This is a genomic window from Paenibacillus sp. OK076 (assembly GCF_900110055.1).
Taxonomy (GTDB): domain Bacteria; phylum Bacillota; class Bacilli; order Paenibacillales; family Paenibacillaceae; genus Paenibacillus.
On record NZ_FOCH01000001.1, the window covers coordinates 3937606 to 3960917 of the forward strand.

At 44.2% G+C, this 23312-nt stretch carries 27 protein-coding genes; 5 read left to right on the forward strand and 22 right to left on the reverse strand.

Annotated features, from left to right (window positions below):
• Nucleotides 1-40: 40 nt before the first annotated feature.
• The 4 genes from BMY78_RS17520 to BMY78_RS17535 all read right to left on the reverse strand — a co-directional run bounded on the left by BMY78_RS17520 (nt 41) and on the right by BMY78_RS17535 (nt 1367).
• Nucleotides 41-322 carry a hypothetical protein gene (locus BMY78_RS17520; RefSeq protein WP_090901170.1) on the reverse strand — a complete coding sequence of 94 codons (282 nt, stop codon included), beginning with the start codon at nt 320-322 and terminating at the stop codon, nt 41-43.
• The gene (locus BMY78_RS17525) at nt 316-528 is read right to left on the reverse strand and encodes a hypothetical protein (RefSeq protein ID WP_064636528.1); all 213 of its coding nucleotides are present in this window, start codon (nt 526-528) and stop codon (nt 316-318) included. The genes BMY78_RS17520 and BMY78_RS17525 overlap by 7 nt, the downstream gene beginning before the upstream one ends.
• Before the next feature lie 168 nt (nt 529-696).
• On the reverse strand, nt 697-1017 hold the full coding sequence (locus BMY78_RS17530; RefSeq protein ID WP_064636525.1) for a DUF3889 domain-containing protein: 321 nt from the start codon (nt 1015-1017) through the stop codon (nt 697-699).
• A 53-nt stretch (nt 1018-1070) separates the two neighbouring features.
• Nucleotides 1071-1367, reverse strand: coding sequence for a hypothetical protein (locus BMY78_RS17535; RefSeq protein WP_090901173.1), 297 nt, complete (start codon nt 1365-1367; stop codon nt 1071-1073).
• 229 nt (nt 1368-1596) lie between these two features.
• Here BMY78_RS17535 and BMY78_RS17540 point away from each other — a divergent pair, with 229 nt between their 5' ends.
• Complete coding sequence (locus BMY78_RS17540) at nt 1597-2499, forward strand: manganese catalase family protein (protein ID WP_090901175.1); 903 nt, start codon at nt 1597-1599, stop codon at nt 2497-2499.
• A gap of 113 nt (nt 2500-2612) precedes the next feature.
• On the opposite strand, the gene BMY78_RS17545 is transcribed toward BMY78_RS17540, so the two are convergent.
• The 9 genes from BMY78_RS17545 to BMY78_RS17590 all read right to left on the reverse strand — a co-directional run bounded on the left by BMY78_RS17545 (nt 2613) and on the right by BMY78_RS17590 (nt 11277).
• The gene (locus BMY78_RS17545) at nt 2613-3632 is read right to left on the reverse strand and encodes a VanZ family protein (RefSeq protein ID WP_256222176.1); all 1020 of its coding nucleotides are present in this window, start codon (nt 3630-3632) and stop codon (nt 2613-2615) included.
• A gap of 14 nt (nt 3633-3646) precedes the next feature.
• Nucleotides 3647-3964 (reverse strand): DUF6809 family protein, encoded by a 318-nt coding sequence (locus tag BMY78_RS17550; RefSeq protein ID WP_090901178.1) that lies wholly within the window; start codon nt 3962-3964, stop codon nt 3647-3649.
• A 145-nt stretch (nt 3965-4109) separates the two neighbouring features.
• Nucleotides 4110-4289 carry a ribbon-helix-helix protein, CopG family gene (locus tag BMY78_RS17555; protein ID WP_090901180.1) on the reverse strand — a complete coding sequence of 60 codons (180 nt, stop codon included), beginning with the start codon at nt 4287-4289 and terminating at the stop codon, nt 4110-4112.
• A 289-nt stretch (nt 4290-4578) separates the two neighbouring features.
• Nucleotides 4579-4965 carry a DUF5071 domain-containing protein gene (locus BMY78_RS17560; RefSeq protein WP_090901183.1) on the reverse strand — a complete coding sequence of 129 codons (387 nt, stop codon included), beginning with the start codon at nt 4963-4965 and terminating at the stop codon, nt 4579-4581.
• Between the two features lie 62 nt (nt 4966-5027).
• Complete coding sequence (locus BMY78_RS17565) at nt 5028-5597, reverse strand: DUF3221 domain-containing protein (RefSeq protein WP_090901186.1); 570 nt, start codon at nt 5595-5597, stop codon at nt 5028-5030.
• Nucleotides 5598-6455: 858 nt separating this feature from the next.
• The gene (locus BMY78_RS17575) at nt 6456-8171 is read right to left on the reverse strand and encodes an ABC transporter ATP-binding protein (protein ID WP_090901192.1); all 1716 of its coding nucleotides are present in this window, start codon (nt 8169-8171) and stop codon (nt 6456-6458) included.
• Nucleotides 8172-8216: 45 nt separating this feature from the next.
• Nucleotides 8217-9248, reverse strand: a complete 1032-nt coding sequence (locus BMY78_RS17580; protein ID WP_090901195.1) for a FecCD family ABC transporter permease — start codon at nt 9246-9248, stop codon at nt 8217-8219.
• 2 nt (nt 9249-9250) lie between these two features.
• A complete protein-coding gene (locus tag BMY78_RS17585) occupies nt 9251-10306 on the reverse strand; it encodes a FecCD family ABC transporter permease (RefSeq protein ID WP_090901198.1) in 1056 nt (351 codons plus the stop codon).
• A gap of 233 nt (nt 10307-10539) precedes the next feature.
• A complete protein-coding gene (locus tag BMY78_RS17590; protein WP_090901201.1) occupies nt 10540-11277 on the reverse strand; it encodes a glycerophosphodiester phosphodiesterase in 738 nt (245 codons plus the stop codon).
• 220 nt (nt 11278-11497) lie between these two features.
• Here BMY78_RS17590 and BMY78_RS17595 point away from each other — a divergent pair, with 220 nt between their 5' ends.
• Nucleotides 11498-11833 (forward strand): hypothetical protein, encoded by a 336-nt coding sequence (locus BMY78_RS17595; protein WP_090901204.1) that lies wholly within the window; start codon nt 11498-11500, stop codon nt 11831-11833.
• Nucleotides 11834-12007: 174 nt separating this feature from the next.
• On the opposite strand, the gene BMY78_RS33090 is transcribed toward BMY78_RS17595, so the two are convergent.
• The 5 genes from BMY78_RS33090 to BMY78_RS17615 form a co-directional block, all read right to left on the reverse strand.
• The gene (locus BMY78_RS33090) at nt 12008-12139 is read right to left on the reverse strand and encodes a YjcZ family sporulation protein (protein ID WP_208642734.1); all 132 of its coding nucleotides are present in this window, start codon (nt 12137-12139) and stop codon (nt 12008-12010) included.
• Between the two features lie 98 nt (nt 12140-12237).
• The gene (locus BMY78_RS17600; RefSeq protein ID WP_090901207.1) at nt 12238-12822 is read right to left on the reverse strand and encodes an LOG family protein; all 585 of its coding nucleotides are present in this window, start codon (nt 12820-12822) and stop codon (nt 12238-12240) included.
• 234 nt (nt 12823-13056) lie between these two features.
• Nucleotides 13057-13482, reverse strand: coding sequence for a hypothetical protein (locus BMY78_RS17605; protein WP_143067041.1), 426 nt, complete (start codon nt 13480-13482; stop codon nt 13057-13059).
• 15 nt (nt 13483-13497) lie between these two features.
• Nucleotides 13498-14166 carry a uracil-DNA glycosylase gene (ung, locus tag BMY78_RS17610; protein ID WP_063565748.1) on the reverse strand — a complete coding sequence of 223 codons (669 nt, stop codon included), beginning with the start codon at nt 14164-14166 and terminating at the stop codon, nt 13498-13500.
• A gap of 270 nt (nt 14167-14436) precedes the next feature.
• Nucleotides 14437-15660, reverse strand: coding sequence for a MalY/PatB family protein (locus BMY78_RS17615; protein WP_090901213.1), 1224 nt, complete (start codon nt 15658-15660; stop codon nt 14437-14439).
• A gap of 247 nt (nt 15661-15907) precedes the next feature.
• On the opposite strand from BMY78_RS17615, the gene BMY78_RS17620 reads away from it, so the two are divergent.
• Entirely contained in the window at nt 15908-16615 is a 708-nt protein-coding gene (locus BMY78_RS17620) for a helix-turn-helix domain-containing protein (protein WP_090901216.1), read from the forward strand.
• A 171-nt stretch (nt 16616-16786) separates the two neighbouring features.
• Here the strand turns inward: BMY78_RS17620 and BMY78_RS17625 are convergent, their stop codons facing one another.
• Nucleotides 16787-19708: an insulinase family protein gene (locus BMY78_RS17625; protein WP_090901219.1), complete on the reverse strand. Its 2922-nt coding sequence runs from the start codon at nt 19706-19708 to the stop codon at nt 16787-16789.
• A 494-nt stretch (nt 19709-20202) separates the two neighbouring features.
• Here BMY78_RS17625 and BMY78_RS17630 point away from each other — a divergent pair, with 494 nt between their 5' ends.
• The gene (locus BMY78_RS17630; RefSeq protein WP_090901222.1) at nt 20203-20547 is read left to right on the forward strand and encodes a hypothetical protein; all 345 of its coding nucleotides are present in this window, start codon (nt 20203-20205) and stop codon (nt 20545-20547) included.
• A 779-nt stretch (nt 20548-21326) separates the two neighbouring features.
• Here the strand turns inward: BMY78_RS17630 and BMY78_RS32875 are convergent.
• From BMY78_RS32875 to BMY78_RS17645, 3 genes are all read right to left on the reverse strand, one after another.
• Nucleotides 21327-21479 carry a hypothetical protein gene (locus tag BMY78_RS32875; RefSeq protein ID WP_177185759.1) on the reverse strand — a complete coding sequence of 51 codons (153 nt, stop codon included), beginning with the start codon at nt 21477-21479 and terminating at the stop codon, nt 21327-21329.
• A 640-nt stretch (nt 21480-22119) separates the two neighbouring features.
• A complete protein-coding gene (locus tag BMY78_RS17640) occupies nt 22120-22455 on the reverse strand; it encodes a YolD-like family protein (RefSeq protein ID WP_090901228.1) in 336 nt (111 codons plus the stop codon).
• A 13-nt stretch (nt 22456-22468) separates the two neighbouring features.
• Nucleotides 22469-22762: a hypothetical protein gene (locus BMY78_RS17645; protein WP_177185760.1), complete on the reverse strand. Its 294-nt coding sequence runs from the start codon at nt 22760-22762 to the stop codon at nt 22469-22471.
• A gap of 181 nt (nt 22763-22943) precedes the next feature.
• Between BMY78_RS17645 and BMY78_RS17650 the strand changes: the two genes are divergently transcribed.
• Nucleotides 22944-23273, forward strand: a complete 330-nt coding sequence (locus tag BMY78_RS17650) for a hypothetical protein (protein WP_090901231.1) — start codon at nt 22944-22946, stop codon at nt 23271-23273.
• The last annotated feature ends 39 nt before the right edge of the window (nt 23274-23312 follow it).

The window sequence follows — 23312 nt, forward strand, 5'->3', positions numbered from 1 at the left end:
TGGCGCCAATCCGGCATTCCGGGTTGGCGTTTTTTACGTTTTAATATTCGGTAAAATATTTCACGGCATCTCCAGCGGGTGGGCTTTTACGAATGGGCTGTTGTTCCTGCTCCCATCCTTGCAGAATTAATATGCCTTCCAGCGTAGACTTGTTTTCCCACACAATATGCTGCCTGCGCTCAAGCTCCAGCAGTGACTCATGAATGAACGCCTTGCTTCTGCCCGTCTTATTCTCTAACTCATCCATTCGTGGCACCCGGCGACGCTGCCCCGCATAATTAACAATAATACGCAAAATTTTGCGTTCAAAATCATTCAGCATATTTCTTCCTTCCCTTCCTTATGGAGTACGGGACGCCATGCCAGAATACCTTGTTCCAGAAATGTTCGGGGTGCCCCCTCTTTCCCTGCGGATGCTCTAATCTTCCCTTCCCGCACACTGTTGATTCGAATCTGCCGCTGTGTAATATGCCCTGCACGATCCATGTAGACGAGCTCCACCATCTGACCAATATATTTCCCTAGCATAATCATCCCTCCAATAAGAACATGTGTTTGTTTTATTATTATATGCGAACATAAGTTCTTTATTCAACAACTAAAAAAAGGATTTTTTTGAAATTAAAAAACCAGACTCACTCCCTTTTACAGAGAAGTCTGGTTCCTATCTTTCTTGCTGTGCAGTTCTTGTTCAGTTCAACGTCGATCCGATTCCGTGAATTGTACTTTTTTCAGCTGCTGGGTAGACGGGTTAAAATCAACATTCACAAATACAGCAAATTGTTTACCGTCTTTATTACGTACCCATAACTTGAACTGTTCACGGGATTGGTCTGCTGTTAACGAGGTGCGGCCAATGTGTTTGTAATCCAAAATGTCCACGTTGTACTTGGTTTGCGTTTCCTTCACTGCAATGATTCCCCACTTCGCATAATCCGGAATCGCCGTTGCTGAACTTGTTGCTAGTCCACTTAAACTTAGTATCACCGTCATCAGGGCTACGATGAGCATTCTCATATCATTCACTCCTTGGGCAATGTTTACGTTAGCCTGCCCTGTAGAAGTTTATTTTACACCAGTAGACGAATGATAAACGTAATTGGTTGCTGGAGCGATTGAATCGTACTAATCGCCATCTTATACCGTTCAATTGGTGATTTGAAGCTCATCCCCAAGTCACCCTCCAATAAAAGATTTCGCGGTAGTGGATCTTCCGGCTTTTCCAAACCGTACTTTTCTATAAGCTCATCTCGTGTTTGTTGATCCAATCCACTCGGATAATTTGCATATGCTGCCGTAACATCGCTACATCCAAAAACGACAAGCAGCAGGACACCCCATCCCACCATAATCCAACGTTTGCGCACTCTCAGTTCTCCTTCATTTAAATCAGATAATGACAACCATACTTAACTTCATTCGTCCTGATTGTACATAAATAACATGGGATTGGAAATAACAAATGCAGGCATCATTACATACGCCTTAAGCCTCATTTGCAAAATTATGGGTTTAGCGTATCCGATAAACGTGTAATAGGCCATGACAGCATCACTTCATTATTCTGAGCAATCATTTCGAGGAGGTTATACCCGAATGTTCAAACGTATGGATGAAATCGCAATTGAAATCCCCAATGTCGAGAGACCAGACACGAATGCAGCGGCAGCGATACAAGAATTGCTGGGTGGTAAATTCGGAGAAATGTCAACGTTGAACAACTACCTCTATCAATCCTTTAACTTTCGCTCCAAGGAAAAATTGAAACCCTTCTACGATCTGGTGATGAGTATCACCGCCGAAGAATTAGGTCATGTGGAGCTTGTGTCTCATGGTATTAACAAATGCCTTAGAGGTTCTACCGATTACAAAGAGCCGGATGATACACCGCTCGGTTCTGTGAAGGATGCACGTCTGTCTTATCATTTCCTGGCTGGCGCACAGGGAGCAATGCCTTTCGACTCGATGGGCAATCCGTGGACCGGAGCGAACGTCTTCAACAGTGGCAATCTGGTCGAAGATCTGCTGCATAACTTTTTCCTCGAATGCGGAGCCCGCACACATAAAATGAAGGTTTATGAAATGACCGATCACCCCGCAGCCCGGGCAGTTGTTGGCTATTTGCTGGTACGCGGCGGCGTGCATGTGGTCGCTTATGCTAAAGCGCTTGAGATTGCAACCGGAGTGAATGTAACCAAATTGGTGCCGATTCCATCCCTGAGCAACAAATCTTTTAACGAGGCGTGGAAATACGAAGAAAAAGGTCTACACACCAAGCTGTATACCTATAGTGATAAAGACTTTACTGCGATCAGTCAGATCTGGAAAGGGACACACCCCGAAGATGGACAACCGCTGGAAGTCATTCAAGGCGTACCTGAAGGTTATCCGATTCCTGAAGCTCCCCCGGTGGAAGAAGAATTCGCCCCAGGCATTTCGCAGGAAGACTTCCAGGAAATTGCACGTCGTCTCAAAATGGCGGGAAATATTGCGGATTAAGGTAGCGTTATGTAATGGATGTACTAGCTGTTGTTGTTGATATGGCATGAAAATGGATAAAGCCCTCAGATCTTGCTGCTTAAGTGGCAGGATCGAGGGCTTTTATTGATGTATTAAAACATGGATTTAATGCTGTTGATGAACTTTTGCCCTGTGTTTGGCTCTGTCAGTGTTATGTCCCACATCACTATATTGGTCATCAGATTTGAACCATCGGTTATTACTTTTATAGTCAGTTCTTTAACTCCTTTTAACGGAGTTTGAAAAGAGTCAGGATGGTTCTCCGCACTGTTCGCTGATACAATCAAGGAATAGATTTCTGTGCCATCGGCGATAAAGCTTATTGTAATAGGCTCATGGCTTGCTGTTCGGATGACATCGTCCGGTAAAGCGAAATAACCTTTCATAATTTTGTATTTTCCATTTAAGTGATATGAAAACTCATTCGTTTTTTGTTTTTCTCTACTGTACAGATTGATTTGAGGCTCAACATTTGTCTGGCCTACTGTAAAACTGGAGAATTCTTCATCCCATACTACAGCCCCGTCACTCGAAACAAGTTCATTCAGTGCAACACTTTTTCCGTCAACGTTATCTAAATAATAATTAAGACCACCAACAACAGTGATCGTACCTATTGAAAAAATAATCGCTGTCAGGAAGATTCGAATAAGTCCTTTTAATGTGTTCCGATGATGCGTTACTGTCCGCTGTGCTCCATATCCCACTGCAGCCCCCAAAGTATTAATCAGGATATCGTCTATATCAAACGCACCTAAACGGGAAATCATTTGCACTGTCTCTACCATCGTAATACAGAGAATGAATATGCTGATAAAGCGAATAAACCCACAGCGAAAGAGGAGCGGAATGACCATCCCGAAGGGGATGAACGCTACAAAGTTCCCCATTTCAAAAAACCAAATCTTAAAATCTCTCCCCATCGGAAAATGTAAAGGAATTCCTTGAAGGGATAAGCTGTATCGCAAGCCCTGATCGGGACTGGACGAGCTTCTATCGAAGCCCAGGAATAAGAAATAAAATGTTAAACAAGTATACAACGATAACAATATATTGATGAATTTTCTTGACTTTCCTTGATACAAAATCAAAATCACACCTTCTTTTTTCATAAACTTCTACATCATCAAATCATTCCTACACTACAATCTGCAGAGGTCGCCAGAACCGACTCCTCACGTTGACTCATCACTTCAATCAGCATGTTGGCCCCCAGTCGAAATCCCTGAACAAATGCTGCTTCGCTATGCATACCATCACATTGACCACACAAGTCAAACAACTGTTCAAGCTCACGGAATTCGTCCTCGCTCAATCGATTCTTCCATTGTTCTGTCAGAGCCGCAATTTGCCGCCCTAATAATTGGTATTCAGGATGTGTCGGCATCATCGTCTCATCCGGGCGAAGTCGCCCGTTATAAAGTGCTTCCAAAATTGAATTCATGTGCATCCTCCCAGAAATGGATTCGCATCGACTTGAACGAACGTTCTGCACATGGTAGGATATTTATGCAGTCAGCTCATTCTGATAGTGATTGCGGGATAGGAAGCAGCGCTGTTCTTCTCGGGACGAACGCTGCTTCCTTTTTTTATTTTTGGAGCTCGTCGTAAATCTTCTCAATCCCTTTGCGAACGATGTCTGATCGGTTCGTATTTAGCTTCTCAGCCGAAGCATCGAGCTTGTTCATAATTTCTTGATCAACACGGATTTTGATCGTTTCGCTTTTGGGATTGTCAGACAGCGGACGTCCCATCTTCTTGGCGGACATTGCTTCACCTCACTTTTTGTGCCAACAATAATAGTATAGTTGTTGTTGGCACAAAAAGTCAACTGATTCGTAAAACATACGTTCGTTTTTTCATGGATTGCAGACTAAACATAAGTAGATCGTTAGCCCAACTCCGAAACAAAATATCACTCATGTTATATGTAATAATGCTTGTACTTTAATGAATGATCTGTTTTTGACAAAAAACAACCCCGAAAGGCATTAAGCCGTTCAAGGTTGCTAAGGACTGCTCTTTAGTATGAACTTTTCTGAATTACTGAACTACTTTTTATTGTATTTTATTCAGCAATGGTATTATAACCTCATCCAATTTCTCAAGCAGCTCACTTTTTGTAGGATTTTTCAAAATTCTTTCCAAATCAACCTTCAATCCTATTAGATATCGCGAAGGCAATCTACTGTCTAAACCACTGAGCATAAAATATTCCCACTGTGGATCTTTTGTTTTAAATACATTTTGAATATGAGGAACAAGTTCTTCTCCAAATCTTAAAAGTAAATCTTCGACGGATTTCGAAATGGGCCAATTTCCATCTTGCAACCACTCCATCAGCTCAGGAATGATATCTCGCAACTCTTCATTACCGAATTCACTTAACTTACGCACCGCTTCAAAATCGGACTTGTCGCGGGGAAGCCACTCCCTAATATCCATTTAAATTTCCTTTCTCATCTAATTATCTAATTATCGATATGCAAAATGAAATACTCCCTCTGTTACTCGACTGGCTCTACATCCTCTACTCTGATCTCAATCTCATCTTGATTCTCCGTCGTTGACATCGCATCTCTCATGCGAATAGTCCACGTCCCTACATCCTGATAAAATTGTACATCTACAATCACAGGAATACTTATCTTTTCTCCATCTGGTGTGAACAGTCCAACCCGAATCGCATCCTCCTCACTCATATGAGCACCATCTGGGGTGGCCGGACTGGATACAGCAATCGTTCCCGCTCTGGCTTGTCCAGGGTAAGGCTCGTTTTCGGGGCTGCCATCCGTCCAGATCTCAACATAGGAGCCGATCTGCGGATCAGGCGCATTGGAGAACCATTTTGCCGGATAATACCTACTTTTTCCTCCGTTCGCACCGAAGTCTTTATACGCAGGATCAACCACTAGAATGGAATCGTCTTTGCGCTCAACCACATAACCAGTGAATCCATCTTCACTTGGTGTATTCGCTTGAGTTTGCACAGAATTACAATCGATATGTCCTGAACATCCAGTAAGGCATACGATCAGGAATGAGAGCGATATCAGAACTCGACGAAGATGGAACATAGGTAATCCCCTTTATTAAAACCTATTTCTAATTTCAACGTTCCATATATGGTTATTGTTGCATGGAAACATATGTTTATCATAAACTTGAGGGCAACAAAATTACTTCTTTCTGTACTGCTTGTACCCATACCTTCCCCAGATCACTAATGTCACGCATAACAAGAGGGCACAGTATGCCCAGGTAAAAAACAAAGCCAATCCCAGCCCGATGTTGGCTCCTATATATCCCCCGCGTAACTCCGTATATAATGCATACCCCAATGGTACGCTACCTAAAATAAAAAGTCCGATTAACCATCCGCGCCAACGTTTAACAGATCCCTCTCTATCCTTGGAATTCTTTTGGATGCCTTGAGCCAGTAGAATCAACATTAAAATCAATATTAGCCAGGTTATGAAAATGTACAACATAACGTTTGTCTCCTCTCCTTCAAATTCCCCTTATTTTTGTACAAAGGATTTCCGCCTGTTTGTCCATTGTACTACCCTCCCGCTTTCAATAAACTTATCACATTGACTAAATAAATAAATGATTATCATTATCCAATAAGTAATCTATGCGGGAGGAACTATAACGATGAAAGCAACACGCAAGCTCGGTACCCTTATACTCATGATTACCCTGATTGGTGGGCTGTTATCAGCCTGTAGCAGCAAAGCAGAGCCATCCACTACAACAGCTGAAGCAGAATGAGGTGAATCCACCACCTCAACTCAAGCTCAGTAACGTGATAATAAAAAGTAGAAAAAGACGCCTTCGTCTTACTCAGGATCATGAGTAGACGAAGGCGTCTTTTTTAAATTCATATACAGCTTTCTTATGCAGAGTCAGCGTTCACGAACTTTCTGTTACGTTCAGGCGCCAAACTGTGCATAATGCAGACGGCTGTATACACCACCTGCTGCAAGCAGTTCCTCATGACGCCCCTGCTCTGTGATTCCCTGCTCGGCAACCACAATAATGCGATCCGCATTTTTGATCGTAGCCAATCTGTGGGCAATGACCAATGTAGTCCGTCCTTCAGACAATTCCGCAAGGGATTGCTGGATCGCTGCTTCTGTCTCCGTATCCAGTGCAGATGTAGCTTCGTCCAAAATTAGAATCGGAGGATTCTTCAGGAACATACGCGCAATGGACAAACGCTGTTTCTGTCCGCCAGACAGCTTCACACCGCGTTCACCAATTAACGTGTCCATTCCTTCCGGCATGGAAGTGATCAGTGTTTCCATCTGTGCACGACGAGCTGCCATCCAGATTTCTTCTTCTGTTGCATCCAGCTTGCCATACGTGATATTCTCACGAACTGTTCCATCGAACAGGAACACGTCCTGCTGAACAATTCCAATCTGACTGCGCAATGAATCCAGCGTCATATCTTGAATCTCCTGACCATCGATCGTGATGCGACCTTCCAGCACATCATAGAATCGAGGCAGCAGACTGCACAGGGTTGTTTTCCCTGCACCAGATGGTCCAACAAGGGCCACGGTTTCACCAGCGTGAATATTCAGATCAATCCCTTTCAGAACAGGCTCCTGGTCCGAATAGCCAAAGGTCACCTGCTCATAACGGATATCTCCACGCAGATGAGATACGGTAGCGGCACCTGGTCGATCTTCAACGTCGGGCTCCATATCGAGCAATTCTGTATACCGTTTGAAACCTGCAATCCCTTTTGGATACGTCTCAATAACGGAGTTGATCTTCTGAATAGGTGTAAGAAACACATTGGACAGCATAATAAAGGCAATAAATTGACCGTAGCTCATACTGCCATTAATGACAAACCATGTGCCGCATACCAGTACAAAGAGGGACACCAGCTTCATCAGCATGTAACTGATGGATGAGTTCCAGGCCATGATTTTGTACGCGATCAGTTTGGTCTGACGGAAACGGCTGTTATTTACAGCGAATTGTGCTTTTTCATGCTCTTCATTCGCAAAAGCCTGAACCACGCGAATACCACTTACATTGTTTTCTACACGTGCGTTGAAATCCGCTATATCCCCGAACATTCGGCTAAAGGCCTTGGACATCTTGCTGCCAAAATACAAGGATAGATAAATAATGAGCGGTACAATGATAAATGTTAACACGGCCAGATTTCCGTTAATGCTCATCATGATGCTGAATGCACCAATCAGCGTCATGACTGCGATAAATACATCCTCCGGACCATGATGGGCAATCTCGCCGATATCCATCAGGTCATTGGTCATACGAGAGACCAGATGTCCGGTTTTGGTATTGTCAAAGAAACGGAATGATAGCTTCTGTACATGATTGAAAAGTGCCTTACGCATATCGGTCTCGATGTTTATACCAAGCTTATGTCCCCAGTATGTAACAACAAAGTTGAGGAACGAGTTTAATAGATAGATCGCGAGCAGCGCAAGACATGCCCATAATATCCAGTCCCAGCGTCCCCCTGGCAAAAGGTCATCCACGACTCTATTAACTGCCAGCGGGAAGGCCAGTTCCAGCAGAGCTACGAATATCGCGCAGCTAAAGTCCAGAATGAACAGCTTTTTGTAAGGCCTGTAATAGGCAAAGAAACGGCGAAGCATGGACTGAAGCCCTCCTTATAGCAACCATACCATCATGATTGCTTTCTATTTCGTTTTGCTCAAGAGATACAGGAAGTACGGGGCACCAATGATGGCGACCAGAATACCTGCCGGAATCTCGGAAGGCTGCAAGATTACGCGTCCCAGCGTATCTGCAACAAGCACAAGCAATGATCCGACCAATGCGGATGCAGGCAAAAGGAACTGATGTTTGGGTCCCACGAGACGACGTGCCAGATGCGGACCTATTAGACCCACAAAACCAATGCCGCCACTGACGGATACACATGATCCGGCTAGTCCCACGGCTGCAGCCAGCAGGATCAGTCTTTCGCGCTCCACCGGAGCGCCGAGACCACTCGCTGTTTGATCCCCAAGGTTCAGTACATTAAGCACACGGGCTTTATACAGAACAAGCGGCACAAGGACAATGAGAAACGGCAGCAATGCAGATACGAATTTCCAGTTGGAACCCCAGATGCTACCTGCCATCCAGGTGGCTACAAATTGATACTTCTCCGGACTAAGCCGAAGTGTTAACACGATCATGGCTGAGCTGATCCCTGCCGCTACCCCAATCCCTGTAAGCAGCATACGCGTAGGCATAAGGCCCTCTCCCTTTTTGTAAGAGAGCACATAAATCAAAAATGCAGCAAAAGTTGCCCCGATCAAGGCCAGGATGGGCAGCAAAAATACTGGAGCCGCCGTCGTTGTCGGGAAGAAGGAAACAAACAACATAACAACCAATCCGGCGCCAGCGTTAATTCCGAGAATCCCTGGATCAGCCAGAGGATTTCGGGATACCCCCTGCAGAATACAACCGGATAATGCAAGTCCCGCACCGACAAGAACCGAAATGACGATACGCGGCAAACGGAATTCAAACAGGATCAGTTCCTGCTTTGCCGTCCCACCGCCAAACAAGGTCCGCATCACCTCAAGAGGGGAAAGCCGGGTGAACCCTGTATTCATACTGATAATAAAAGCGGTAATAATTAACGCACCCAGTACAATCATGACAATGGTGCTTTTTGTTCTCTTTTTGCGTTCTGCTCCAACCAGAGTTGAGGATTCCATCGTTACAGAGTCCTCCTTTCTTTACGCGCCAGATAGAGGAAGAAAGGTACCCCAATTAGGGCAACCAAGGCGCCAATTGGCGTCTCATATGGCGGGTTAATCATACGTGCAGCCAGATCCGCGAATACGAGCAGCAGACTGCCCATGACAGCGGAACATGGAATAATCCAGCGATAATCGACCCCAACCAATTTGCGTGTGAGATGGGGAATGATAAGCCCAACAAAACCAACAGCACCAACCACGGATACAGCTGTACCTGCGAGGATTAGGACAACAATCAGACCAACCAGTTTGATCAAGCCAGTACGTTGACCCAATCCAACGGCGATATCTTCCCCCAAGCTAAGCAGCGTAATGGAACGGGAGATAATAATCCCTGCAATAAGCGCAGCCAAAACCCAAGGGAACATGACTTCCAACTGGGACCATTTCGTGCCGGCTACACCGCCCGCTGTCCAGAAAGCGAGGTCTTGTCCAATTTTGAAATACAGTGCAATCCCTTCACTGAGTGCTGACAGCATCGCTGACACTGCCGCCCCCGCCAGAACGAGCCGGAGAGGTGTAAGTCCGGATTTGGAAGCCGCACCGAAACCATAGACCAACAGAACCCCAAGTCCTGCACCCAAGAAGGAGTACAGAATGATATACATATATGGCATGCCCGGGAAAAAGGCAAAGCAGATAGCAAGCGCAAATCCTGCGCCAGCATTCAGTCCGAGCAGCCCGGAATCAGCCAGCGGGTTACGGGTCATCCCCTGCATAATGGCACCGGCTACTGCGAAGCAGGCACCCACCATCGCTCCGCCAAGAATACGCGGTAATCGAATCTCCCATATAATCTGATGCGGAGTCAGTTCAGGATTAAAGTTAAAAATGGCCTCCCATACCACGCTCAGCTTGATATCTGCCGCCCCAAACGAAATGGACAACGCCATACCCAGCGCGAGCAGCAGAATCCCCCCGGTCAGGATCAATGTGGCAGCCCAGGGACGAGTGTGTATTTGGGCTGTAGGTGATTCCGTAGGTTGACTTGCTGATGAAACTTTCGAACTCATATGTCCCCACCCTTGTTATGAGTGGTGTAGACGCATCCTATGTACATAACATTCACCTCTCTATTAATACATAACTGATATTGATTCTCATTCCCATAGACCATTGTATGTCAACTAGCTGTCTCTGGCAATGGACAAATGGGACATGTTTATTGCATAAATGAATTTTTGTACTAAAAAAAACTGCATGGAGTATAAGAACTCCAATGCAGCACCTTGGTTTGAGATATGATTTAACGACTATGTACAGCAGTCAATGCTGCCAGCACATCCGGCACATCCGTAATAATTCCCTGAACACTCATGTCGATCAATTCCTGCATTTCAGCAGGATCATTCACCGTGAACGGGTGTGTTGCAATTCCCTGAGCCAAAGCAGCAGCAACTTCTTCTCGTGTTACAGCAACCTTGTAGGGATGCAGAGCAGAAGCTTCCAGTTTAGCCGCATAATCATATGGGCGGTACAGCTTTTCCATATATAAAATTGCTGTGCGAATTTCCGGGGCAAGACGTTTGCACCTCACTAACGAGGCATGATTGAAGCTAGATAGAATCACCTGTTGTTCCATACCCCAATCCCGAATCGCTTGGATCAACTTTTCTTCCATTCCCTTATAGCTAACAATACCATTTTTCAATTCCAGGTTAAGTAGGATGTCTTTCCCACGAACCAAATCAAATAATTCATCCAAAGATGGAATACGTTCTCCAGCAAAATCGGCATGGAACCAAGCTCCTGCGTCCAGAGTACGCAATTCTTCAAACGATTTATCCTTGACCCAGCCTTCTGCTCCGGCAGTGCGGCTTAACGTCTCATCATGTATCAGTACCAGTCTACCATCACTGGACAGCTGGACATCCGTTTCAATGCCTGTCGCTCCAAGCTGAAAACTTCGTTCAAACGCAACCATTGTATTCTCGGGACATACGGCAGATGCTCCCCTATGGGCGATATTTTCTATTTTTTTCATTCCAGCGCCTCCTGAGTTCAACATTAACTCTATGATTCTCACTATAAACGCAGTTTGTCATACCTGTATTAACAGAGCGTTTAATTGCATGCCCCGTCCGTGAATAGGGCAACGTCTTGGAGGGCTGGGGATTCACTCATTTTGTGAACTCAATCTGTAAAGCAGACATAATATAATATCAGTCATAGACAACTGCACTCCGCTGTAAGGAGGTCGCCCATTGAAACCCCTAACGAAGAACAGATCTGTATCTCCCAAATCTCCCTCCAAAAAAGCTCCCTTGCTCAGAGTTTCTGCCAAAAGCAGTTCTGGCAAACCCAACAACAAAACAAGAACGCGCCCTGGACCACGCCAACACATGAAAAAGGCATCTGTTCGGGGGCTCTCTGTTCCAGACAAAACAAGTAATCAATCATCTGCTCTTGAAGAACAACATCAACTGGATAAGTTGGCTTTTATCGCTGCCATCCTTGCTCTTATTGCAGCCGCAATTGGACTATACATTGCCTGGAGAACACTCAGTTTGCCTGGTGGTGGTGCTGAGGTAACGGTCTAACTCCTCTTGCCCCGCTCTGTCTCTCTTTTCCATGGAGACGGAGTTCTTTTTTTGCAGACAGAAAAAAACCGTTCCCCTGAGACGCCAGCCATACCGGCGTCTCTTTGGAAAGGCCATTTCTTCATCGGGCGTTGCCCCGGCGACCATGTCACCGTCCCGGAATGGCTAACCGAATTACAGAATGAATGTACGAGAGATGATAACGAGCAGGATAAACAACACCAGAATTGCGCCTGTTGATGTCCATGCTCCACCGGCAAACCCGCCGTATCCGTAACCGTATCCTGTGCCTTTGATTTCGCTCATGAGTGACACTCCCCTCTTTTAAGAAAGTACACTATAGACTATGTTTGGAGAGGGAACTTGCTTGGGCACATCGAAAAGTTTTCCGCTGGAGCGGGTAGTTACTTATCCTGAAGCTGAGACCACTTCTGGGTCAACTGTGCCGGAATATAGGATGACATCCGGTTCAACAGTTCAGCCGGATCGGATTCCAGACTCCATAGACTAAGATGTGAGGTATTGGAAAAACCTTCATGCACGCTGTGCTCAACCATTTTCATCAATGGCTCGTAATATCCGTTTACATTTAACAAACCGACAGGTTTACGATGAATGCCGATCTGTGCCCAGCATAGAACCTCGAATAATTCTTCAAATGTCCCCATACCACCAGGAAGAGCCACAAATCCGTCGGACAGCTCGGCCATCGTTGCCTTGCGTTCATGCATCGTACCTACTTCAATCAGCTGCGTAAGGCCTCCATGTACAACCTCTCCCCGGAACAAACCAGTCGGCATGACACCAATCACTTCTCCACCCTGCTCCAGAGCAGCATCCGCGACGGCACCCATTAATCCCATACATGAACCGCCATAGACAAGTGCGTACCCGCTATCGGCGATCTGTTTACCCAAGTTGATAGCCTGCTGTGTGTAATCGGGGTGATTTCCCGGGTTGGAGCCTGCAAAAACACATATACGTTTCAATGGGTTTCACTCCTTCTTGATATCTATTTCATTAGTGTACAACATGAATGTAAATACTATGTTACATCACACATCATACACAAGTGAATAAAAAAAACCCGACCGTTTGCAGCCGGCCGGGCTCCCATACTTAGTACACATCATTTAGAAGGGGTTGTTATACTGTTTACTATAAAGGCCGAACATTAAATCCATATGATCTTTGCATGAAATGAATATTAAATATCCGTGGACTTATCGTATTCCACGTCGTGAGCGCACCACAAACATATGCTTGTCCTTACGAAGAATCCGGCCGTCTGCAAGCTCAACCTGATCATCATTATGGCGTATAATTGTTGTGGATAATGCTACAATTTTGGCCCGACGCCAAATCATAACCTGTGATTTGAAATAGATGGCATTTTCAAACTGTACGGCCTTTTTCATCACATATCCAACCTTATGCACCTCGGAACGCGCTTTTTTCAAGGGAAGGCTCTCTTCAGGCAGAGGCCGGATCATTGCGATATTGTCGAACGATACCTTGATCCGCTTGGGTCCGATTCGTACACAATCCGCTTCTTCATCCCACTCGACCAGCGTTCCTTTCAGTGGCTCTCGTATGCCGGTTGCACGATATACGGCTACTTTCCGTCCTACCCAATGTCGCAATGCCATCGCCCCCCCGTTTGTCTAGTTTTCCGGTATCGTCCAATCAATCGGTTCAATACCTTTGGAGGTCAGAAATTCATTGGCTTTGGAAAAAGGACGACTGCCCAGGAAGCCACGATGTGCTGCAAGCGGACTTGGATGCGTAGACTCCAACACCAGGTGTTTATCCCGGTTAATGAATGCCCCTTTCTTCTGGGCATGACTGCCCCAAAGCATAAATACCATCGGTTCTGAACGTTCATTCAATGCCCTGATGACAGCGTCAGTAAACGTCTGCCAACCTAGTCCCTGATGGGAGTTCGGCTGTCCTTCCCGTACCGTCAGAACCGCATTAAGCAACAGCACGCCCTGCTCTGCCCAATGAACCAGCGATCCGTGATTCGGAATCGGCAGACCCAGATCCGCGTGAAGCTCCTTATATATATTTTTCAAAGAAGGAGGAACGCGCACCCCCGGTCTGACCGAGAAACTTAATCCTTGAGCCTGACCCGCTCCGTGATAAGGGTCCTGACCGATAATAACGGCCTTGACCTTATGGTACGGGGTCAGTTTAAGAGCCGAGAACAAATCTTCCTTGGGTGGAAAGATGGTCTGTGTTTTATACTCGGCGGCGAGTGCATAACGAATGTTGTTAAAATACTCGGCTTCAGTCTCTTCCTGAAGTACAGAGTCCCAATCATTTCCAAACATATGTAAAGGCTCCTTTCCCTGATGAATACATATCCGTGCAGTCCACATAACGAACTGCCACCTGCGTGAGCCGTATCCTACGACTCATAGACTATCCACCATTTTAACATAACCGGGGACCGCAGACCAGAAGTGTACCTCAGGGGGATAGGTTACCTGTATAACTAACGTTACTTGGGAGTGACCATAGAATAGCTAACACTGCAAACTGATACGCTTTGATTTTGTACTACAGCGTTAAAGCAAACCAGTACCTTGATTATAGAAAACTTACCAAACTTGAACGGGTACGCCTTCATCTTTATTGACCAATAGAGTGCTTATTCTTCTGAGACCCTCTTCAACAACCGAACGCGGACATGCCAGGTTCAAGCGGATACACCCGCCTCCATTAGCTACAAACATATGCCCATCTTCAAGTAATACCCCCGCTTGTTCAGCGAAAAACAAGGGCAGGTTTACATTTGTGGTGACGTATGCCGTAATATCAATCCATGCCAGATACGTAGCCTCCGGAATATGAAAGACTGCCTGTGGCAGATAACGTTTCACATACTGATCCACAAAGGAAAAATTGTCGTCGAGATACGTTTTCAACTGTTTTAGCCATTCGTCGCCATGTTCGTAAGCGGCTTGTGTCGCTGCAATGCTCAGCGGATTTTTGAATCCATAATGCCGTTTCTGCCAGATCGTTCGAAGTCCTTCATTTGCAATAATCACGTTGGAGAACATTAGGCCCGCCATGTTGAACGTTTTGCTTGGCGACATACAGGTAATGATTCGATCCGTATCCGGGAACAGCTTGGCAAGAGGCGTATGCCTCTTACCTGTGCGCAGCAAGTCACAGTGAATTTCATCTGAGATTACCCATACGTTATGGCTCAGACAGATCTCGCCCACACGTTGTAACTCTTCTGTTGTCCATACCCGTCCGGACGGATTATGCGGATTGCAGAAAATACATAAGGTGACTTGTTCATCCCTGGCTTTGGCTTCAAAATCTGCAAAGTCAATTGAATAATGTCCCTGATCGTTGATCAAATCTGAGCAAACTAGTTCAAGATGATTGTGCTCCGCAGCCGATTTGAAATAACCATAGGAGGGTGTCACAATCAGTACCTTCTCATTTGGTTTGCAAATATATTCAACTAATTCATATAGAGCGGGAATGATCCCATGTGATGTCTCCAGATGCTCCTTGGGGAAAGACCAGTCATAGTATCTGTTCATCCAGTTGGAGACAGCTTCGTAGTATGCGGGATCGAATACCTGGGAGTACCCCATAATTTTCCGGTCCAAACGCTCCTTAACTGCTTCCCGTATTTCGGGAGGTGTGGCAAACTCCATATCTGCAATCCACATGCGAATAAATTCTTCATCCTTAAAGGGAAATTGCATATCTTCTGTTGCATTAAAAATATATTGACGGAAACCATCCGTATTCATGGCGTTGGTTCCTGTGCGATCGATAATCTCATCAAAATCATACTTCATAGCCTTCTGCGCCTCTTTCTCTCTGTTCTCCATCCTGGGATGAGGTTCTGGTAGTCACATTATTTCATGGCTCAGAAGTTCCATCAAACGCAATACAATCTATTCAGAAGAAACAAATTGATCTTAATGTTTCTTCTGAATAGGTTTTTTCATGAGAAAAGTGTTATATTTTTCGTAAAGATTGATTTTACCGAGGGGTTTCACCTTTTCTCATATTCTTAAGAAACTTAGCAGAAGGAGATCCGATATGAACACCATCAACAAAGAAGTGGGCAAGAAAATCCGTAATTTCCGCAAATGGAAAGGGTTAACGGTTCAGCAGCTGGCGGATCAGATTCACAAAAGTAAAGCTACTCTGTCCAAATACGAGAGCGGAGATATCACCCTTGATATAGTCACGCTGCATCAAATTGCTGATTCATTGAACATTCAGGTGGAGCAGCTGCTGTATATTGAACCGAAGCAAGCCTCTCCCCTTATGAATACGGTACCGTCCAGCTTTTTCAAAAATTCCACACGGTTTTATTCGTATTTTTATGATGGACGCAACAACAGCCTCATCCGTTGTGTCATTGACATGATGGCACAGTCGGACGCGAATCGTTATCGAACCGTGATGTATATGAACGTCAAGAATTTTGAGAATTATCAGGAATGCGAAAATATGTATTGGGGTCACACCGAGCATTACGACACACTCACCACGCTGATTCTGAAAAATCAGGCTACACCGCTGGAGAATCTGTATATTAACATTCTGGCATCTTTTCAGGAATCCGAGAAAAAGTGGGGGTTGATGGCAGGCGTTTCCTTCCGTCCCTTTATGCCCATCGCTTTGAAAATGTTATTCTCTCGAACACCCTTGTCTGAGAATCAGGAGTTATATAACGAACTGAAAATGTCTAAGGAAGATCTACGCACGTTAAAGATCTATAATATGCTCGCCGTTACCTAAACCTCAACAGAAGCTGATTGATTAGATTGTTGTTTGAGAATTAAGTTTGAGAATTAATCCATGTATAACAAGAAAAGGGCGGCAGTTATAAGCTATTACAGCTCATAAAAGCGCCCTGTTTGGATCAGATGTGTTTATTCATTCATACTTTGATTTAGATGCATCATTCGATTAGTTCTTGATCAAATCAAGGGTTTCGTCAAATAATTGCTTCTGTTCCTCAATCTTGTTTTCATTACCGATAACACAACGTTGCTGCTGTTCCAATATGGAAGATACCACTTCGGCAAAACCTATAATGTCACTTTCTGTTGTGTTTAACACTTCATCCCGTTCTTTCTGGAGATCGGCTTCAGTGACATTAGACAGGTAACATTCCAGAGAGAATGATCCTTCGCCATAAGGTGTTCTTGGTGTATCGAGGTCCTGGATGGCGCCAATGATATATCTCGTCATTTCCCGTGTGTCTGCTTTGAAATCCTTCAGGTATTGCGGCATCTCTTCATAAACTTTGTACGTTTTTTCGAGATTCGGGTCGCGGTACGATGCTACATAGCTGTCTCCATTACGTCTGAAGCCTGACATGCACCCGTATGCTCCACCCTTGGCCCTGATATTGTTCCACAAGTAATCCAGAGATAAAATCCCCTGCAAGACACGAAGCGAGCCGGTGTACGAATACCCTTTATCGATAAAATTACCTGTTTGAACGACATATTGGACTTCAGATGGAGATCTGAATCCTTCTTTGTGATGCACAGGTGTAAATGCCTCTTTTTCCTTGGCAACGTCCTGGGTGAACAGCTTCGCTTTCAAATCGGATACCTGTTTCTCCAAACCTTCATACCCCTGATCATCCGCAGTGTAACTTACAAGCAAGTTTTCCGGTCTGAAAATAAAGCTGGTCAACGATTGAAGACTGGTCGACAGTTCTTCTTTTCTAGCCTCAAAGTTCGCTTGAAGCTCCTCAAGCCACTGGTAAAAGGCAATACCGCTAACCGCTTCCCTGAAGTCTGCAACAGCCGAGTGTTTAGAGGTAGATCGACCAATCCCCGCTGAATGCCCTCCGCTGATCAGCTTGCGCTGCAGGTTGCCTTTCAACTGGGCAATAATCTCATATAAACGCTTCGAATCATCAAATTTGGACGTAAACACAATTTCGTTGATCATGTCAAAAGCAAATCCAAGTTTGTCATACAGCACTTTGGCGTTGAATTCATACGTAGCCTTGAAATCACGGTGCTCATGCGCGTTTGCATACGTACCGATGCCACTATGAATGCCCCCGGAATGAATATGGATTTCATTCGACAATTCATTAAATGAGAAATTCTGAGTGTCGACGTAACCGAGCACACTTTTCAGCAATCCAACATACGGCAGCAAACGCCGTGGGACTTCCTTAATATCGAACAACAGTCTCAGATAACCGATCCCGTTGGTATAGATATTATGGTGCAGTACCGTTGTACCTTCGACCTGATTTACCGTCTGATACAGCGTCGATGCTTTCGGTTCAATATCCTCTATCGATAACGTCGGAATCACCTGTTGTTGCTCCTTGGTTGACGGTGCATTCTGGTACTCGGCGAGAGCCTCGGTTCTCTGAATGAGCTGCTGAATCTCTTCCTGACTCAGTCCCGCCTGAACTGATTTCAGATGTGCTTTCAACGCTTCTTCTTTACGCGCGTTCAATCCTTTATCCGGCGTGACAGCAACGAAGGAAGTATGCGTATTTTTCAGTAAATACGTATCAATCAACTTTTCGAAGTAACCCTCAGTCATCTTCGTTCTGAGCTCGGCGAATACGTCATTTGCTTCCAAATGAGTAAATGGAGCATCGACATCATACAGCCAGCTTTGCAATGAGGAGAAACCGTAGATTAATCCTTTGGGCATTCTTCCATAATCGGCTTCGCGGTGGTTGAATTCATAGGAATTAATACCTGCGAGCAGCGCTTTTGGATCAAATCCTTCCTTCACAACACGCTCAAGCACTTCTTTGACAGTCCCCAGAAAATCTTCTTTGCTTGCCAGATTGCTCTTCTTCAATCCAACGGTGAACACTGGCTGATACAGGCTGTCATCATATGTGCCATAGACATCCTTAGCAATGCCCTTATCCAGCAAGGCCTGCTTCAGAACCGCTCCCGGAGCGTTAAGCAGTGCGTACAGCAAAATTTGAAACGAGATATTCAATTCCTTGTCCAGACTTGTTCCGATCACCGCATTGTAGGTCAAAAAGCTGTTATCCACTTCGGATTCGGTACTTCCGGCAGAATATGTCTTCACGGTGTCCACTCTTTCTGCAAAAGCAGGCTGGAGCTTTATTGCAGAATCAATCTCAATTCGATCATATTCATTCAGATAGTTCTCATCTAACCACTGCAATTTCTCTTCCATATCCATATCCCCATATAAATAAATGAAGCTGTTGGATGGATGATAGTATCTGGAGTGGAAATCCAGCAAGCCTTGATAGGTCAGATCAGGAATTGCATCGGGAAATCCGCCTGATTCACAGGAATATGTAGTATCCGGAAAAAGTGAATTCAGGACTTCTCTGCGTACAATCCGTTCCGGTGAAGAAAAAGCACCCTTCATCTCGTTATATACAACGCCGTTATAGGTTAACTCGTCTTCAGCTGAGGTCAGATTGTAATTCCAACCCTCTTGCAGAAATATTTTTTCATTATCATAAATATTCGTGTGGAGTACCGCATCCAGATAAATGTCCATCAGGTTATGGAAGTCATGATCATTCCGACTTGCAATCGGATAGATCGTTTTGTCTGGATAGGTCATCGCATTCAGAAATGTATTGAGTGAACCCTTCAGCAATTCAACAAAGGAATCCTTGGCCGGAAATTTCTTGGAGCCGCAAAGAACGGAATGTTCCAGAATGTGAGCTACACCTGTATTGTCTTCCGGAGGAGTACGGAAACCGATACTGAACACTTTATTATCATCTTGATTGGATAAGAGTACAATTTTGGCTCCGGATTTCTGATGTTCCAGGAGATACGCATCTGACTTCAACTCTTCAATTCTGCGTTCCTGCAGCACCTTATAGGGCTTAAGCTGTTTCAACATGGGTCGAGTCCTCCGTCCATTAAATTGTTTAGTTTGATATGCAACCTTGAGTTCTTCAAGTTCAAAGATAAAGGTAATTTATGCCTACGGATAGTATACACCATCGATCCTGGTAATTCATAATGGGCAGCCCGACAGGCATCATCTGATATGTATTATCGTTTTTTAATGTTTATGAACTGAATGGTACAGCGGTAGTCACCTACCGCAGGATTTTAAGACATAATTTTTGATTGATCTGAAATGGAACGATTTCAAGGATTTAAGATGTTTGTGTATTGTTTTGATTAGGACTGTTTTTTATGGGTTGACCTACAATCTGTCTCAAATTCGTCCCCAGCCCCCCGAATGATGCTTCATTCTTATAAAACTATTGCTTAAATTTAAGGGATCTAGAATACTTATAATTATTGTTTTATAAGTAAAAATAATATTTGTTTTCCAAACTTTTACTGTGATATAATAACCTCATACTAATTTTAGGAGGTATGTTTATGAAAAATGTAAGAAGTGTCTTGATTTTATTAACACTTACACTCTCAATTTTTACCATTCCTTCGCTATCTTCACAGGTACTTGCTAAAGAAATACCAACTAATTCTTCTGTTGTAACTCAAGGGGAACTGATTGCAACTGTTAATTACAACATGCTCAGGAATTCATCTGTAAAGTTATTCTCCGCTAATCAAAATATTCAAATCCAGTCTGGTGGACACCTTATTTCAATAAGCAGTGGGGGAGTTGTTTCATCTAATAATTCCCTTGGAACCGCTGTTGTATATTCTTTTAATCCTAATGGTGATTACGTAAAATACCTCATAACTGTAAATGCAAGTTAATGAGCTTAATAGCAACGATCTCGAAGTTTGACTAGCTCAGAAATAGATTTACTTAACCAAAGTCATTTGAAACTGCCTGTTATTTTATTTTCCACCAATTTCGCCATCAGCAATCCAGAAACCGCCATGCTCTTTCATGCGGTTTCTTACTGTTTTTTCGTTACCCCATATTACTCTGAAATAGATTTAAGGGTTACGTTGTCCTCAATTGAACATACTCCAAATGGAAACTTTGTATTCCATACAAGGACGGGTACTCAACCTCCCTATCCATCAGTGGAAAATATGGTCTGCTGCATACAAATGCGACCTATTTGCTTGGTCAGGGTGCATCCATTAAAGAGATTCAACATCGGCTACGACACTCGACATCCCAGGTGACCACAGACACATATGCTCACGTCACCAAGAAATTAAGTCGCAAAACAACAGCACAACTCGATGTCTTCGATCCTAAATCTCGTCCCCAACGGCAAAAAAGACGCTCAATCCCTGTGACTCAGGCAATTCAATCAAAACTATAAAAAAAAAAGGAAACTCCTTATGTATAAAGGAGTTTCCTTTTATTAATGGATGCCGAGGACCGGGATCGAACCGGTACGGTAGTCACCTACCGCAGGATTTTAAGACATGAGTTTTAATTGGACTGAAATGGAACGACAGACGAAAACACAGTCATATCAAGGCTTCAAGCTGTTCGTGTGTTGTTCTCATTTGGACTGGTTTCTATGGGTTGACCTACAGTCTGCCCCCAATTCGTCCCCAGCCCGTCCCCTGATTTATTCAAGCAAAACCGTGTGATCTAAAGACGGAGAGACCACTTTTACTAGAACAGGAGTTTTTATCCCTTGCGCAGAAACTAAAACCTGCGCAAGGGTTTTAGCTGCTTCTTGAGTAAGCGTCTGATGAACATCAATTTGGTGTGATCGCATGGTGAGCGCCCCTTAGTTTCAGTTTACCCCCAGAGCTTTCCAGTGTTATAATCGTGGGAATACTAGCACTGGAGGTCAATAAGTGGAAATCTCCCGAGGGAGATTTAGGCTTCTTGAACTCATTACTGCTAAGGGCTGGACTCAGACCGAGTATGCTAATCGATCTGGACGGTCTCAGCGGATGATATCCCATTTCTGTAACGATACCCGTGTAATGCTGCCTGAAGATATGTATACTGCCGTGCTGTTATTGGGTTGTAAATGGGAAGATCTATATGAGTACAAAGTAAAGCGTGCATGAGGCGGTGTTACCGCACTCCCCCCGGAAGATTTAGAACAATTTGTTCTGGATATGTAAATAATGCCTTTTTCCTATGACGTGTTGTGTCGCAATGTGTCGAACGTCCCGAAGGTAAAACTTTACATCTTTATACTTCACAAAACCACGTATTGCCTATTAGGTATTGATTTACCTAATATTATAACAAGAACACACGTTCCTGGATAGACCGAACATATTGTCGAATACAAGCACAGTATAATACGAAACCTGCCGGATCAGCGTCGATAATCGGGCTGATTTTAGGCTGTTTCTAGTCATAAAAAATCCGCCAGGTATTTTCCCTGACGGATTTTAACTTCATATAGAAGCTGCGATGATCTCTTCAATCCTAATCCAGCTGTAATCCTCTTCGCCTCTGACAAGCTTGATTCTCCTGCTTGGCTTATCAATAGCTGTGACAACGCCCCGCAGCTCCTCGTCATCAAACGGATTAAATACAGTCAGCGCGATAGACCTGCATTCCTGGTACGATCCAAAAATCGCTTGCTCTATAAGCTGTATTTCCTGATCGTCTAGGACAGGCTTTCCCCGTTTCTCCTGCTTATCCATCTCATTAAGGTAAGCCTGCCGGTGTTCAGGAAGGATTATGCGAGATCCTTCAATGATCCCGTTACCTGTCAATTTGCTTGCCATAATAGATGCCTCCTTAATACTGGGTCCAGTAATCCGTGTTGTTGGGGTTAGTCGGTGCTGGTCTATGATCAATCTTAGGACGTTCACCTTCCCGCTCCCAGCCCTCCAGGATCACGATGTTAACCGTATCCGACTTGTCCTCCCAGTGTATGTATTCAGATGTTATGAGAGCGTCCAGAGCAGCCATCACGTCCTGCTTACCCTTACCCGTCTTGACCGTTAACTCATGAACTGTGGGCATTCGTCGACGTCCACTTTTATAGTTGTACAGAATCCGAAGTACCTTGCGTTGATAGTCCGTTAGCATGTAATCACCTCAGTCAATATTATATGCGAACATACGTTCTTTATTCAACACCAAAAATATCCACAGGATTAAGAAGCTATCTTGTTCCTCAAATCGATCCTAAAATAGAAGAAATATATGGAAGTTATTAAAATCGTCTGGTAAACTAATTCAAGTTGGATTACATAGTTGGAGGAATTAAATGTTTGATAATATGGCATCTTACTCACTATTAGCTATAGCTGGCCTCATCACAGCATGTTTGTTCATTTTTGGTATAGTATGTCTAATTGCTTTTTTTATCAGTATTTACAGGCTAATCAAAGGGAAAGTTAACAAAAAATTAGAAAGATGCCAATCATGTGGAAGCACTATTTCCACAACAGCAATACTCTGTCCAATTTGCGGTCAGCACTATGGTAGAACTAATGGGGTGTTCAGTTCTATATTTGGTACTTTTATAGGTGCGATAATTTGTATCGGTGGAGGATTTATTGCACTTGCTGAGTTTGTAAAAATGATTAGTAAATAAGGAGCCATTGTAGGCTCTTTTTTTTATGCCTAAAAATAA